This window comes from Empedobacter tilapiae (assembly GCF_004785645.1).
Taxonomy (GTDB): domain Bacteria; phylum Bacteroidota; class Bacteroidia; order Flavobacteriales; family Weeksellaceae; genus Empedobacter; species Empedobacter tilapiae.
Map to the genome: position 1 here is coordinate 100,654 of NZ_SRPE01000003.1, position 14,898 is coordinate 115,551.

Sequence of the window (14,898 nt, forward strand, 5' to 3'; positions counted from 1 at the left end):
TATAAAATTTAAAAACCACTTCGAAAGAAGTGGTTTTTTTGTTTAGAATTATTTATTTTCAGAATTTTTTCCTTTGTTTTTCACATATTTCTCTAACCATTGATCTTGTTCCCACAACATGTGAAGAATATTTTCTCTGGCTGCATATCCGTGAGATTCTTGTGGTAATAAAACCAAACGAGTTGTCGCTCCCAAACCTTTCAATGCGTTGAAATAACGCTCAGATTGCATCGGGAAAGTTCCTGTATTATTATCAGCTTCACCATGAATTAATAATAATGGTGTTTTCATTTTATCTGCATTTTGGAAAGGCGCCATTGTGTTGTAAACATCAGGAGCTTCCCAATAATTACGTTGTTCTGACTGGAATCCAAACGGCGTCAACGTACGGTTATAAGCACCTGAACGCGCGATACCCGCCGCAAATAAATTAGAATGCGTTAACAAATTTGCTGTCATAAATGCACCATAAGAATGTCCACCAACTGCAACTTTTTCACGATCGATAAAACCTAATTTATCCACCGCGTCAATCGCTGCTTTTGCATTGGCAACTAATTGAGGAACAAACGTATCATTTGGCTCCTCTTTTCCTTCTCCAATAATTGGGAAAGCCGCATCATCTAATACCGCATATCCTCTCAACGCCCAATAAATAGGACCTCCATAAGAAGGAGAAGTAAATTTGTTCTCAGAAGTTGTAACCTGACCTGCCGTAGACGCATCTTTAAACTCACGAGGGTAAGCCCACATTAACATTGGTAACTTTTCCTTTTTCGTTTTATCGTAATTTGGTGGTAAGTATAAAGTTCCTGATAATTCTACACCATCAGCACGTTTGTACGTAATTAACTCTTTCGAAACCTTGTTCATAGCCTCGAAAGGATTTTTTGTAAACGTTACTTGTTTTGGCTTTCCTTCTTTCTGAAAAATATTACGAACATATAAATTTGGATAATCTGATTTCGATTGAATTTGTTCTAAAATTATTCCTTTCTTCGGATCGATAACACGAGCAATCGCTTCTAATTTATCTGATTTTTGCGCTCTCCACAAACGAGAAGTTTTTTGTGTTTTGATATCAAAATCATCAACAAAAGGTAAAATTCCTTCCGCAGAAACTCCTTCTCCAACTAACATTAATTTTCCTTTGTTAATCGCTAAAACATTGTAACCATAATCATTCATTTCAGTTACGAAACTTCCAGGATTATTGTAAGCATCTTGCGAATTTCTACTGAAAAAACGTGTCGGTTCTTGAGTTGGATTTGACGGATTGAATAAATAGCTGCTTTCGTTACGTGTGTTGTACCAAGCATCTCTTACAATTGCTACCTCATCATTACCCCAAATAACTCCTCTGTAACGATCTTTTACTTTTACTAACAATTCTTTATTCGCTGTAAAAGGCGCCGCAACTTGATAAAGCGCATCGCGATATTCAGCAGGTTTGTTTGCATCACCACCGTCTAAAGCTTCTACCCAATATAATGTATTTGGTTTATCCGCTCTCCAATACAAACCTCTTTTTCCCATAATTGTTGAAGAAAATCCTTTCGGAACAACTTCTTGCAACTCTTTGTGGTCAACTTCTTTTACTAATTTCCCATTAATATCATACACAATATCAGTTGAAGGGAAACTGTTATAAGTTACTAAATATGAAAAAGGTTTTTTGATTTCGTTCACCAAAACATATTGTCCATCTGGAGAAGTCGAAATATCCGTGTACATCGCAGCATCTTTCCATTTCGATTTTGCTCCTGTTTCGATATTAACTTTTACTAATTCAGAAATTGCTAATTGTTCGAAGTTAAACTCATCATTTTTATTTTGTAATAAATCTTGATAGGTTCTATTTTGCGCTTCTTTTCCGTCAGCAACAGAAACTGTAGGTCCAGTTGCAATTGCATCTTTCGTGTCAATCAAAGCTTTTTTAGAAGCTGGAATTACATTCACAATTAATTCTGTATCTGAAATCCAATTGAAAGGACGACCTAAGTTTGCGTTTAATTTATCTTCATAAACTTTTGTTGCAGCTTGTGTTTTCACATCAACAATCCACAATTCTACACCTTTATTTGTTGTATTTGTAACGGCAAATTTCGATTGAGAAGTGTTCCAAGATTGATTAGAAAAACGACCTTTTGCAGGTAAAACAGCTATCGTTTTTTCTTTTGAAGTTTTCAGATCAAAATAAGTAATTTTCTCACTGAATGTTTCGCGTGAATTAATATTTGTAACTGGATTAATTCGTAATCCTGCTAAACGTAATTCTTTTTCTGACAATTCATTAATCGTTTTGTAACGACTTCTATAAGACAAAAATGCATTTTCTGCCTTGCGATCTGTACTAATTGAGGGTGGCATATCCGCGTCTGCCAATTGTAAAATTTCTTGCGGAGGCAATTGATAAGTAACATTTTCTTGCGCTTTTACCGACGCACCAAAAGTCATCGCTATAAAAAGCAACGAGTAAACAATTTTCTTCATGTGTTTTTAAGATTTTACTTTATAAAGATATTGAATCTTTGGTAAAATGATATGATAGAAGTTAGTTTTGACCAAAATGTATAAAAAAAGACGAATATTATTCGTCTTTTCAATTTTATCTTCTTTTACCAAATTTCCCTCCTTTGGTATTTGTTGGTGGTTTACTTTTTCCTACTCTGGCTTGAGTTGTTGATTTTTTTACAGGCTTTTTGATTGATTTTCCTTTCGAATCTTTAAAATCTGGAGAAATTTCTTTTGTTTTTTTCGCTGATGATTTTTTTGATTTTGAAGCTGGTTTCTTTTCTTCATGTTTTTCAGAATCTCTCGTTAATCGATTGATTTCCGCTAATTCTTCTGCTGTTAAATCACGGTGTTGACCAATTCCTACGTTCAACGTTAAGTTCATAATTCGAACTCGTTCTAATTTTTTTACACCATATCCAAAATATTCACACATACGACGAATCTGTCTATTCAAACCTTGGATTAATGTAATTTTGAAAACATTTGTACTTATTTTTTCGATCTTACATTTCTTCGTAACTTGATTTAAAATAGGAACACCTTTCGACATTCGTTCGCAAAATTCATCCGTAATTGGTTTATCAACGGTTACGATATATTCTTTTTCGTGATTATTTCCAGCACGTAAAATCTTATTCACAATATCACCATCGCTTGTCAATAAAATCAATCCTTGCGAATCTTTATCTAAACGACCAATCGGAAAAATTCGTTCTCCAAACGAAAGAAAATCGACAATATTATCTGGATCTGTAGGATCTGTTGTACACGTAACGCCTATAGGTTTATTAAGCATAATATAAACCGCATGCTCCTTTTCGCGTGGTTCTATTTCGACACCTTTTACAGTCACAATATCATTTGGTCCGACAAATTGCCCAATTTTAGCAACTCGTCCATTAATTTGTACCAAACGATTTTCGATGTATTGATCTGCTTCGCGACGAGAACAAAAACCACTATCGCTAATATATTTGTTTAAACGCAAAAAATTAGTTTCTTCCATACTTGCAAAGATAGTTTTTTATCGATTTGAAATATATTTTGACAAAATTCTTTATCATTCTGCAAAACGATGAAACTTATTTATCTTTACAAAACCAAATATTTTGAGAAATGAAAAAAGTATTTTTTTTGAAAACTTGTGATACGTGCAAACGTATTATGAAAGAGTTTGATTTTACAGGTTTTGATTTGCATGAAATAAAATCGACTGCTATTACAGAAGATGAATTAGACGAAATGAAGAATTTAGCTGGGAGTTACGAAGCTTTGTTTTCGAGACGTGCACAGAATTACAAAAAATTAGGATTGAAAGATCAACAGCTTTCTGAAGATGATATCAAAAATTATATTTTATCAGATTATACTTTCCTAAAACGTCCTGTAGTTGTGGACGGAGACAAAATTTTTATTGGGAACGAAAAGAAAAACTTAGAAGCCCTTGGGCAATATTTGAAATAGAAATCACACATGAAAAAAACAATTTTATTGAGTACACTTTTGATGAGCGCGAGTTTATTGGCTCAGAAAAAGAATGTCACAATGGAAGATGCTGTACTTGGATTATCGACGAATTTACGTATCGAGAATCTAAATCAAGTACAATGGATTCCTAATCAAAATGCATTTACGCAAAATGTAAAAACATCTTACGGAGAAGCTTTAATCAAGAAAGAAGTTCCTTCTCTTAAAACAGATACTATTTTTAGAAGTTCTCAATTTGAGAATAAAAGAATTCCTTCTTTGAATTGGATTAATGATAAGCAAGCCTATTATTCGACAAAAACGGGTTACAAAACAATTACAACTGCTGGTCAACAAAACGATTGGTTGAAATTACCTGATAATGCAGAAAATGTAGAATTTGATGCAACAAATAATCAAGTTGGATATGTAATTGATAACAATTTGTTTTTTGTTGATAAAACTGGAAAAACACATCAAATTACCAAAGACGGAAAATATGAAATTGTAAATGGAAAATCGGTTCATCAAAATGAATTCGGAATTCACAAAGGAATTTTCATTTCTCCAAAAGGAAATTTAGTTGCGTTTTACAGAATGGATCAAACAGTGGTTACAGATTATCCAATTATCGATTGGTCTGTTCAACCTGCAGTGAATAAAAACATCAAATATCCATTTGCTGGAACAAAAAATCATACCGTTACTTTAGGTGTTTATAATCCTTCGACACAAAAAACGACTTTCTTAGAAACTCATCCAGAAGTTGATCATTATTTAACTTCGGTTACATGGTCGCCAGACGAAAAACATATTTATATCGCGTTACTTTCTCGTAATCAAAAACACATGGAATTGAATCAATATGATGCAGTTTCAGGAAAATTGATTAAAACATTATTCAAAGAAGATGATGCAAAATATGTAGAACCTCAAAATGAATTACATTTTATTCCAGGAAAAAATAACGAGTTTGTTTGGTGGTCGCAACGTGATGGTTTTATGCATTTGTATCGTTTCAATACAGACGGAAAATTATTAAACCAAATCACAAAAGGAGATTGGATTGTAACGGATCTTGTTGGAGAAAATGCGAAGAAAAAAGAATTCTTAATCATGACAACAAAGGATTCTCCGAAAGATCGTCATTTATATGCAGTGAATTGGGAGAATGGAAAATTGCGTAAAATCACGACAGATGCAGGAACACACAACGTTTCGGTTTCAACGAATGGAGAATATGCAATTGATAATTGGAGCAATGATAACACGCCTCGTAAAATTGATGTGTTGGATGCGAATGGAAAATTCAAACAAAATATCTTAACTGCTCAAAATCCTTTAGCAAATTACAATACGGCAAAAGTTGAAAATGTAAAGTTAAAGGCGGATGATGGAACAGATTTGTATGGAAAATTAATCTATCCTACAAACTTTGATTCTTCGAAAAAATATCCAGTTATCGTTTATTTATACAATGGTCCTCACGCGCAATTAATCACGAATCGTTTTCCTGCAACAGGAAATCTTTGGTATGATCATTTAGCGGAAAAAGGTTATGTTGTCTTTACAATGGATGGACGAGGATCGGCGAATAGAGGTCTTAAATTTGAACAAGCGATTCACGGAAATGTAGCAACTACAGAAATGAATGACCAAATGAAAGGTGTCGATTTCTTGAAAACTTTACCTTTCGTAGATGCGGAACGTATGGGAATTCATGGTTGGTCTTATGGTGGATTTATGACAACATCATTCATGTTACGTAAACCTGACGTTTTCAAAGTTGGAGTTGCTGGTGGACCAGTTTTAGATTGGACGCAATACGAAATTATGTACACAGAGCGTTACATGGAATCGCCACAAGACAATCCTGAAGGTTTCAAAAACACGAATTTAATTAACCGTGTGAAAGACTTAAAAGGTAAATTATTGATGATTCACGGAGCGCAAGATAATGTGGTTGTTTGGCAACATTCAATTGATTTTATTCGCGAAGCGGTGAAAAATGGTGTTCAAATGGATTACTTTGTTTATCCTGGACATGAGCACAATGTCCGTGGAAAAGATCGCGTTCATTTGATGCAAAAAATTACAGATTACTTCGATTTATATCTTAAACCAGAAAATATTTCTATTAAATAATAAAAAAAGCTCAAAATATTTATTTTGAGCTTTTTTTATTATTTATTCTTTTGATATACAATTGTTTAGTTTTATATTTAGAAAATTTAAAAAACATTAATTATGAAAAGAACTTACTATCTACTTCTAACAATGGGAATCGGATTTCTTGTAAATGGTCAATCTCATTTGATCTACCAAAAAAAAATAAAAACTACAACTGTTTCAAAAAAAAACTCTAAGATTAGTTCTAATATAATATTTGAACAAAAGATTGGTGACAAATTAATGTATATACCTAGTTTTTATACTAAAAGTGGTGAAGAGGTTACATCTACAGATGATGTTCAATTTAATAACTCTGTAAAAGTTGACCGTATTGTATTTATTGGAGATACATGGGAGGCTTTCAATCTAGTCGATTCTGTTCTAGGAGGAAAGTTTATGATTTTTGAAGAGGAAAATGGAAAACCGAAAGGTAAGCCTTCTAATCCAAGTACTGCAAAAATTTACAAAGAATTTGATAAGGACGCTATTGGATTTACAATAAAACAGGTTGGAGAAACATCAACAATAATTAATTTAGATTTGGAAGCTTTATTAGGAAGTAAAATTGAATTGGATGCAAATAAAAAGTATTTTATATTATTTTCTTTAAAACAAAGTATTGACGATATACTCTCATCTGGTATTACTTGGACAAGACTTTCGTCACTACCCACTCTCTCAGATGCATATGTTATAGACGAAAAAAATCTTCTGGGAGTTGGAGTTACTGATTGGACAAACTTTGTAGATTTAGTAACTAAATTAGGTGAAGATCCTAATTCTCTTGCAGAAAGTATGAAAGGCTTAAGTATGACATTATATGGAGAAAGTAATTTAGGTGTAAATGAAATTTACTCAAATAAAATAAATTATTATCCTAATCCAACAAGCGATATAATTTATTTAAATGAATTTGAAAAAGTATTAAAATCAGAAGTTATCAATCAAAATGGTCAAATTGTAACCACTTCTTCAAAAAAAGAAATTAATTTAAAACATTTACCTAAAGGTGTTTATTTTTTAAAACAATATTTGAAAAATGGCAAAATAGAAACTTCTAAAATATTGAAAAAATAATAGTCAACAAAAAACCACTTCATATGAAGTGGTTTTTTGTTATTTATGATTAATCTAAAACTTCAAAACGAGTATAAGGCTGTAAAGCTTTAGGAATCTTAATTTTTCCGTCAGGTTGTTGATGGTTTTCTAAGATAGAAGCTAAAATACGAGGTAAAGCTAGAGCTGAACCATTTAATGTATGAGCTAATTGAGTTCCATTTTCATCTTTAAAACGTAATTTCAAACGATTTGCTTGAAAATTTTCAAAGTTAGAAACAGACGAAACTTCTAACCATTTTTCTTGGGCTTCAGAAAACACTTCAAAGTCATATGTAATAGCAGATGTAAAACCTGTATCTCCACCACATAATCTTAAAATACGATAAGGTAATTCCAAATCTTCTAAAAGACCTTTTACATGTTCAATCATTCCTTCTAAAGCAGCATAAGAATTTTCTGGTTTTTCTATACGAACAATCTCTACTTTTTCGAATTGATGTAAACGATTTAAACCTCTTACATCTTTTCCGTATGAACCAGCTTCACGACGAAAACATGGTGAATAAGCAGTTAAAGTAATAGGTAAATCTTCTGCTTTTACAATTGTATCACGATAAATATTTGTAACAGGAACCTCAGATGTAGGAATTAAATATAAATCATCTTCTCCAATATAATACATTTGTCCTTCTTTATCAGGTAATTGACCAGTTCCATAACCAGAAGCTTCATTGACAACAAAAGGAGGTACAATTTCTGTATAACCAGCATCAGCATTTTTGTCTAAGAAAAATTGAGTTAAAGCACGTTGCAAACGAGCACCTTTCCCTTTATAAACAGGGAAACCTGCACCTGTAATTTTAACACCTAATTCAAAATCTATAATATCAAATTTTTTAGCAACTTCCCAATGAGGTAAATTTTCTGGTTTTGCAGTTGCATTTCCTTTTTCAAAAACGATTTCGTTATCTTCTGCATCTTTCCCAGCTTTAACTAAATCATTTGGAATGTTAGGAATTTGATATAAAATATCCTTAACGGAGTTTTCATAAGATGATAATAAATCTTGTAACTCTTTTGATTGAGTTTTTAAATCAACCGTTTTGTTTTTTAATTCATTAGCTTCTTCCGATTTTCCATCTTTAAACAAATTACCAATTTCTTTTGCTAATTTGTTGGATTCAGCTAATACATTATCTAATTCAAATTGTGTTTTACGACGAAGTTCATCCACATTTAAAACTTCATCAACAAGATCTAATTGTTTGAAGTTACGTTTTTTAAGGCCTTCAATTACACGATCTTTGTTTTCTTGAATGTAAGAAACTACTAGCATACTTTTATTAAATTTATACAAATGTATAAATAATAAACTTTTCTGAATAAAGTTTAAACCATTTAGTGCTAAAAATATAATTAAATTAGATTTTATTTGAAATGAGTTGACTTTTCTTAATAAGATTAATAATAATTTTATTTTACAAAATAAAATTATTATTTGTAAATATATTTATAACAAGCTTATTTTTAGTGGTTTAAATTTTGTTATTTAAGAATTTATTAATACAATTATATTACATTGATTTTACATGCTACTATATTGATTTCGAAATAAATTTGTCAAAGAAAATTAATCGAAACAATTATTAATAATTAAAACAATAAAACAATGAAAAAATTTTTCGCAGTAGTTGCAGTAGCAGCTTTATCTTTAGGAGCAGTATCTTGTGGTGAGAAAAAAGCAGAAGAAGCAGTAGAAAACACAGTAGATTCAGCTAATGCAGTAATCGATTCAGCTAATACAGTAGTAGATTCAGCTAATGCAGTAGTAGATTCAGCAAAAGAAACAGTAGATTCTTTAAAAGCAGAAGTTCCAGCAACTGAAACTCCAGCAAAATAATTTGAAATAAGATTCAAATCATATATAAAAACCACTCATCTAATAAGTGGTTTTTTTATGTTGTTTTGCGATGTAAATAGCGAGTTAACTTGATAGATAAATCTAAAAGTATAATTTTAGAATTTCCATTTCGCTCAATATGATACGAAGCGTCATTAATTTCATTTAAAATATCTTCGATATTTGCTCCATGTATAAAAGGAGCAAAACCTTGCCATTTAAAACCTTCTGCGTTAATTTGTAAAAAAACTAAATCATTAGATTGATACGTTTTTAACAAAGCTTGACGAAAAATCTCTGAACAATAATTTAAAAAATCTTTTTGTTCACTTCTCGACCAACTTGCAATTTGATTTGACCAATCAATCAAATCCTTTAAAACGGTTGGAGTTTTGGCTGCCATAAACGCTTTTCGAATCCAAGTAACAAAATATTTATCAAATAAATGCTCGTCATCATTCAATTGATGCAAAGCTTCTCGTACATTTCCTTGAGATAGAAAAGCAATATGTTGTGCCTTTTCTGAATTAATTTTTTTCTTCTCAACCAAATAATTCTTAATATCTGCTTGTGATAAACGAGGAATTTTAACTAATTGACAACGAGAAGTAATCGTCTGTAAAATTAAATCTTCACGCTCTGTTACCAATAAAAACAATGTTTTTTGAGGTGGTTCTTCAATTATTTTTAACAATTTATTTGCTGCTGCAGTTGTCATTTCCTCTGCTTGCCAAATAATCATGATTTTGTAACCGCCTTCGTAACTGTTTAGCGCTAATGTTTTAACAATTTCATCTGCTTCATCAACAGGGATAACGCCTTGTTTTTTTTCAATTCCGAGATGAGACATCCAATCAGTTAGATTTCCGTAGACATTTTCGTCTGCAAAAGTCCTCCAATCATTTAATAAATACTTAGCAAGTGGCTTTTTTACACTTTCTGTTGCTGAATAAGGAAAAGAAAAATGTAAATCAGGATGTTGTAATTTATCAACTTTTAGATTGCATTGTTCGTTATTCAAACCACACAAAACCTCACGTGCGTAAGCAATTGCTAAAGCCAAAGTTCCCGAACCTTCTGGACCAGAAAATAGCTGCGCATGACTTATACGACCATCTTTTATAGATTGTTGAAGTTTGTTTTTAATTTCCTGTTGTCCAATTACATTTTCCCAAAGCATAGTCCAAAGTTACTATTTTTATTTTTCAGAATTTATCAAACTTTTTAATCGATTGATTTCTTCTAAATTAGCAATTCCAGAATCGTCAATCATAGCTGACGAATGAAAGTAGGTTGCATGTGTATATGAATCAATTTCTTCAATATTTGTTGAGCGTAAACCACCTCCTGGCATAATTGTGATTTGATTTTCTGCTTTTTTAACTAGATTTTTTAATTCACGTTTTCCGTAATCAACATTGCTATCCAAACCAGAAGTTAAAATGGTTTTGAATCCTAAATCAATCACCATTTGAAGTGAATCTTCAGCATCTGAAGTTCTGTCAAAAGCACGATGAAAAGTACATGGAAAAGGTTTTGAAAGTTCAACTAATTCTTGATTTCGTTCAAAATCGATTTCGTTTTCTTCATTCAAAATTCCGAAAACAAAACCATCAATTCTAAAATTTTTAATCATGATAATTTCAGATCTCATTTGTTCAAATTCTTCATCAGAATAACAAAAATCTCCACCACGAGGGCGAATCATCACCATGATTTCTTTGTCCGTTTCTTTTCTTAATGTTTTGATATCTTCAAAGTCTGGCGTAACTCCACCTGTTGAAGCATCGGCGCATAACTCTATTCGATCTGTATTTGATTTTGCTGCAATTAAAGCTGATTCTAAGTTGAAGCAAGCGATTTCTATTTTTTTCATTTTGTAATAGATTTTCCGTCAATCAAACGATTTCCAGTTTCGTCATAAACCGCAAAGTTAAAGCCTGGATGGATACAATACGAACCATATTCACCTTGTTTATTGATTGCAATAAAACCAACTTGAATCGCCGATAAATCTTTTTTGCGCGATTTTGTTAATTTAATGATTCGATGAACAGCCTCTTTACATGCGTTTTCTGGCGAATAACCTTGACGCATTAACTCCACAACCAAATGACTTCCCGCAATACGAATCACTTCTTCACCGTGTCCAGTTGCAGTTGCCGCACCAATTTCGTTATCAACATACAAACCTGCACCGATAATTGGTGAATCGCCAACACGACCATGCATTTTGTACGCCATTCCGCTAGTAGTACAAGCTCCAGAAAGATTTCCGTGGGCATCTAAGGCAATCATTCCGATTGTATCATGATTTTCGATATTGATTGGCATTTGATAATTGGTATCTTTCAACCATTCTTTCCATTCTTTTTCGGAAATTTCAGTTAATAAATTCTCTTTTTTGAAGCCTTTTTCCAATGCAAATTGTAACGCTCCATTTCCAACCAACATCACGTGTGGCGTATCTTCCATCACCTTTCGCGCAACAGAAATAGGATGTTTTATATATTCTAAACCAGCAACGGAACCAATGTTAGCTTGATCGTCCATAATACAAGCATCCAACGTTACTTTTCCATCACGATCAGGACGTCCGCCGTAACCAACACTTCGTTCATTTGGATCAGCTTCAACTAATTTTACACCTTGTTCTACTGCGTCTAAAGCTGTACCGTTTTTACCTAAAATTTTCCAAGCTTCGGCATTAGCTTCAATTCCAAAACGCCATGTTGAAAGAACAATTGGTTTATTAACTTTTGTTGAAGCAGCTGATTTTGTAGATTTAGTTTGCGCATTAAGATCTAGTTTGGTTGTGCCTAAAAGCAATCCTAAAGCACCTAAATTTTTTATAAAATTTCTTCTATTATTCATGTGTTAATCGATTTCAAATAATGAATCTAACAAATATAATCCATATAATTGTATAACAGTTTATCTGATAATCAAAACACTAAAAACTATGAGAACAATTTTACTATCTATTTTTTGGATGATAATTTCTTCTTTTATGTTTGCACAAAAGAATAATTATGCGCAATATGTAAATCCTTTTATTGGAACAGGTGGTCATGGACATACCTTTCCTGGAGCGACTTTACCTTATGGAATGGTTCAACTTTCACCAGATACTCGCATTGATGGAAGTTGGGACGGCTGTAGCGGTTATCATTATTCAGATGATTTTATTTACGGTTTTTCGCATACGCATCTTAATGGAACAGGAGTTTCTGATTATGGTGATATTATGTTGATGCCAACGTTTAATCAGAAAGGATTTAATCAAGCGGATTATGGTTCTAAATTTTCGCATAAAAATGAAAAAGCAACAGCAGGATATTACCAAGTTTTGTTGGATAAATACAATATAAATGTTCGATTAACAACGACAACTCGCGTTGGCTTGCATGAATATACTTTTAATAAAGCTGGTGATGCAAATATCATTTTAGATCTTAATCATCGTGATAAATTGGTAGACGGAGAAGTGAAAATTGTAGACGCTAAAACACTTTATGTATACAGAAATTCGGAAGAGTGGGCGAAGAATCAAAAGATTTTTGCCAAAATAGAATTTAATGTTCCGTTGAAATTAACTTCTTCAAAAGACGGAAATATTGAATCTAAAACATTCAAAGGAAATGAAATTGCCTTGGCTTTTGGAAAAAAAGTAAAGAAAGGCGAGAAAATTTTGTTGAAAGTAACCTTGTCAACAACTGGATACAATGGAACGGATGTTAATAGCAAAGAATTAACAACTTTTGATTTCTCAAAAACGAAAGCCGCTGCTGAAAAAACTTGGAACAAAGAATTATCAAAGATTGAAGTAAAATCTTCAGAGAAAAATAAGCTAACAATTTTTTATACAGCAATGTATCACACGATGATGCAACCAAATATTTCGCAAGATTTGAATGGAGATTATCGTGGAATGGACGATCAAATTCATTTGGCAAATAACTTCGATTACTATTCAGTTTTTTCACTTTGGGATACTTTTCGTGCTGCGCATCCTTTGTATACGTTGATTGAGAAGAGAAGAACGATCGATTTTATTAACACATTTATCAAACATTACGAACAAGGCGGACGTTTGCCAGTTTGGGAATTAGCGAGCAACGAAACCGATTGTATGATTGGTTATCACTCGGTGTCTGTGATTGCAGATGCGATGGTCAAAGTTTTCAAAGGCTTTGATTATGAGAAAGCTTATGAAGCGGCAAAACATTCGGCAATGTTAGATCATTTGGGATTGAAAGCCTACAAACAGAATGGATTTATTTCGATTGATGATGAACACGAGTCAGTTTCAAAAACGTTAGAATATGCATACGATGATTGGTGTATTGCGCAAATGGCATTGATTTTAAATAAACAAGACGATTATAATTACTTCATTGAGCGTTCTCAATATTGGAAAAATTTATTCAATCATGAGACAAAATTTATTCAGCCAAAGAAAAATGGAGGTTGGCTAAAGCCTTTTGATCCTCGTGAAGTTAATAACAATTACACAGAAGCAAATGGTTGGCAATACACATTTTTCGCTCCACAAGATATTAATGGAATGATTAATATTTATGGTGGAAAAGATGGTTTTGAGGCAAAATTGGATGAATTATTTAATGCGCCATCAGAAACAACAGGTCGTGAACAAGTGGATGTTACGGGACTTATTGGGCAATACGCGCAAGGAAATGAGCCGAGTCATCACGTAGCTTTTTTGTACAATTACATTGATAAACCTGAAAAAACGAAAGAATTGGTTCATAAAATTTTGGACGAACATTATAAAAATTCACCAGACGGATTAATTGGTAATGAAGATTGCGGACAGATGAGTGCGTGGTATGTTTTAGCTTCGATGGGAATTTATAGCGTTACGCCAGGTTCTGGAATGTGGACGACGGTTGAGCCGTATTTTGATGAAATCACGATTAATTTAGAAGATGGAACGAAGCGTGTAATCACGAAAAATAATTATAAAGAAAATCAATTTTTAGGATTTGAATTCTTGAAAGATAGAGAGATTAAGACTATTTCTGAAAGTGAAAAAATTGTAACAGTTCCAGTTTTGGTTGCTGAAGACAGATCATTTCAAAATAAAATGAATGTTGAAGTAAAATCTTCTGAACCTAATGCAAAAATTTATGTTTCGGTGAATGGTAAAAAAGCTGAAATTTATAAAAAGCCAATTTCAATAAAAGAAACAACTACAATTTCTTCTTTCATAGAAGTGAATGGAAAGAAAAGTAAAACGATTTCTGGAACGTTTACAAAGAAACCAAATGATTATACAATTCAGTTGAATTCTACTTATACACCACAATATCATGCAGGTGGTCCACAAGGTTTATTGGACGGAATTGTTGGTGATAGCAATTGGAAAAAAGGAGATTGGCAAGGCTATTATGATCAAAATTTTGAAGCAATTATTGATATGAAAAAAGCAAAATCTGTTTCTTCGGTTGTCATGAATTTCTTGCAAGATTCTCGTTCTTGGATTGTGTTACCGACAAAATTAGAAGTCTATACTTCACAAGATAATCAAAACTTTAAATTGGTTGGAATGTTAGAAAAACAAGTTGATGCATTTGATAATAATATTTTTTCTGATCAATGGAAAGTTCAGTTCAAAGCAGAAAAAGCACGTTATATTAAAGTAAAAGCAACAAATTATGGTGCATTTCCAAAAGGTCATTTAGCAGAACCTTTTCAAGGGAAATCCTATATTTTCGTTGATGAAATAACAATCAAATAAGATAATTTTCAAATTTATAAAA

11 protein-coding genes are annotated in these 14,898 nt (G+C 32.2%); 5 read left to right on the forward strand and 6 right to left on the reverse strand.

Annotated elements, in window-relative coordinates; all coding sequences use genetic code 11:
- Positions 1-48: 48 nt before the first annotated feature.
- Entirely contained in the window at positions 49-2,493 is a 2,445-nt protein-coding gene (locus E4J94_RS04555) for an alpha/beta hydrolase family protein (RefSeq protein WP_135834685.1), read from the reverse strand.
- A 115-nt stretch (positions 2,494-2,608) separates the two neighbouring features.
- Positions 2,609-3,523 (reverse strand): 23S rRNA pseudouridine(2604) synthase RluF, encoded by a 915-nt coding sequence (gene rluF / locus E4J94_RS04560; RefSeq protein ID WP_135834686.1) that lies wholly within the window; start codon positions 3,521-3,523, stop codon positions 2,609-2,611.
- Between the two features lie 110 nt (positions 3,524-3,633).
- Here rluF and E4J94_RS04565 point away from each other — a divergent pair, with 110 nt between their 5' ends.
- The 3 genes from E4J94_RS04565 to E4J94_RS04575 all read left to right on the forward strand — a co-directional run bounded on the left by E4J94_RS04565 (position 3,634) and on the right by E4J94_RS04575 (position 7,233).
- Positions 3,634-3,981 (forward strand): arsenate reductase family protein, encoded by a 348-nt coding sequence (locus E4J94_RS04565; protein ID WP_168801824.1) that lies wholly within the window; start codon positions 3,634-3,636, stop codon positions 3,979-3,981.
- A gap of 9 nt (positions 3,982-3,990) precedes the next feature.
- Positions 3,991-6,129 carry a S9 family peptidase gene (locus E4J94_RS04570; protein ID WP_135834687.1) on the forward strand — a complete coding sequence of 713 codons (2,139 nt, stop codon included), beginning with the start codon at positions 3,991-3,993 and terminating at the stop codon, positions 6,127-6,129.
- 102 nt (positions 6,130-6,231) lie between these two features.
- Positions 6,232-7,233 (forward strand): T9SS type A sorting domain-containing protein, encoded by a 1,002-nt coding sequence (locus E4J94_RS04575; RefSeq protein WP_135834688.1) that lies wholly within the window; start codon positions 6,232-6,234, stop codon positions 7,231-7,233.
- A gap of 49 nt (positions 7,234-7,282) precedes the next feature.
- Here the strand turns inward: E4J94_RS04575 and serS are convergent, their stop codons facing one another.
- Positions 7,283-8,551, reverse strand: coding sequence for a serine--tRNA ligase (serS, locus tag E4J94_RS04580; protein WP_135834689.1), 1,269 nt, complete (start codon positions 8,549-8,551; stop codon positions 7,283-7,285).
- 333 nt (positions 8,552-8,884) lie between these two features.
- Here serS and E4J94_RS04585 point away from each other — a divergent pair, with 333 nt between their 5' ends.
- A complete protein-coding gene (locus E4J94_RS04585; protein WP_135834690.1) occupies positions 8,885-9,115 on the forward strand; it encodes a hypothetical protein in 231 nt (76 codons plus the stop codon).
- Between the two features lie 55 nt (positions 9,116-9,170).
- On the opposite strand, the gene E4J94_RS04590 is transcribed toward E4J94_RS04585, so the two are convergent.
- From E4J94_RS04590 to E4J94_RS04600, 3 genes are read right to left on the reverse strand one after another with little or no spacing between them, the layout of a single operon-like run.
- A complete protein-coding gene (locus E4J94_RS04590) occupies positions 9,171-10,295 on the reverse strand; it encodes a DNA polymerase III subunit (RefSeq protein ID WP_135834691.1) in 1,125 nt (374 codons plus the stop codon).
- An 18-nt stretch (positions 10,296-10,313) separates the two neighbouring features.
- Positions 10,314-10,991 carry a copper homeostasis protein CutC gene (locus E4J94_RS04595; protein WP_135834692.1) on the reverse strand — a complete coding sequence of 226 codons (678 nt, stop codon included), beginning with the start codon at positions 10,989-10,991 and terminating at the stop codon, positions 10,314-10,316.
- On the reverse strand, positions 10,988-11,989 hold the full coding sequence (locus E4J94_RS04600; RefSeq protein ID WP_135834693.1) for an isoaspartyl peptidase/L-asparaginase family protein: 1,002 nt from the start codon (positions 11,987-11,989) through the stop codon (positions 10,988-10,990). Before E4J94_RS04600 ends, E4J94_RS04595 begins: the two co-directional genes overlap by 4 nt.
- 88 nt (positions 11,990-12,077) lie before the next feature.
- Between E4J94_RS04600 and E4J94_RS04605 the strand changes: the two genes are divergently transcribed.
- The gene (locus E4J94_RS04605; protein WP_135834694.1) at positions 12,078-14,876 is read left to right on the forward strand and encodes a GH92 family glycosyl hydrolase; all 2,799 of its coding nucleotides are present in this window, start codon (positions 12,078-12,080) and stop codon (positions 14,874-14,876) included.
- Positions 14,877-14,898 lie beyond the last annotated feature (22 nt).

Bases quoted from the DNA above. Each gene is read 5' to 3' on its own strand.
- E4J94_RS04555 (WP_135834685.1), bottom strand. From the start codon at position 2,493: ATGAAGAAAATTGTTTACTCGTTGCTTTTTATAGCGATGACTTTTGGT.
- rluF (WP_135834686.1), bottom strand. From the start codon at position 3,523: ATGGAAGAAACTAATTTTTTGCGTTTAAACAAATATATTAGCGATAGT.
- E4J94_RS04565 (WP_168801824.1), top strand. From the start codon at position 3,634: ATGAAAAAAGTATTTTTTTTGAAAACTTGTGATACGTGCAAACGTATT.
- E4J94_RS04570 (WP_135834687.1), top strand. From the start codon at position 3,991: ATGAAAAAAACAATTTTATTGAGTACACTTTTGATGAGCGCGAGTTTA.
- E4J94_RS04575 (WP_135834688.1), top strand. From the start codon at position 6,232: ATGAAAAGAACTTACTATCTACTTCTAACAATGGGAATCGGATTTCTT.
- serS (WP_135834689.1), bottom strand. From the start codon at position 8,551: ATGCTAGTAGTTTCTTACATTCAAGAAAACAAAGATCGTGTAATTGAA.
- E4J94_RS04585 (WP_135834690.1), top strand. From the start codon at position 8,885: ATGAAAAAATTTTTCGCAGTAGTTGCAGTAGCAGCTTTATCTTTAGGA.
- E4J94_RS04590 (WP_135834691.1), bottom strand. From the start codon at position 10,295: ATGCTTTGGGAAAATGTAATTGGACAACAGGAAATTAAAAACAAACTT.
- E4J94_RS04595 (WP_135834692.1), bottom strand. From the start codon at position 10,991: ATGAAAAAAATAGAAATCGCTTGCTTCAACTTAGAATCAGCTTTAATT.
- E4J94_RS04600 (WP_135834693.1), bottom strand. From the start codon at position 11,989: ATGAATAATAGAAGAAATTTTATAAAAAATTTAGGTGCTTTAGGATTG.
- E4J94_RS04605 (WP_135834694.1), top strand. From the start codon at position 12,078: ATGAGAACAATTTTACTATCTATTTTTTGGATGATAATTTCTTCTTTT.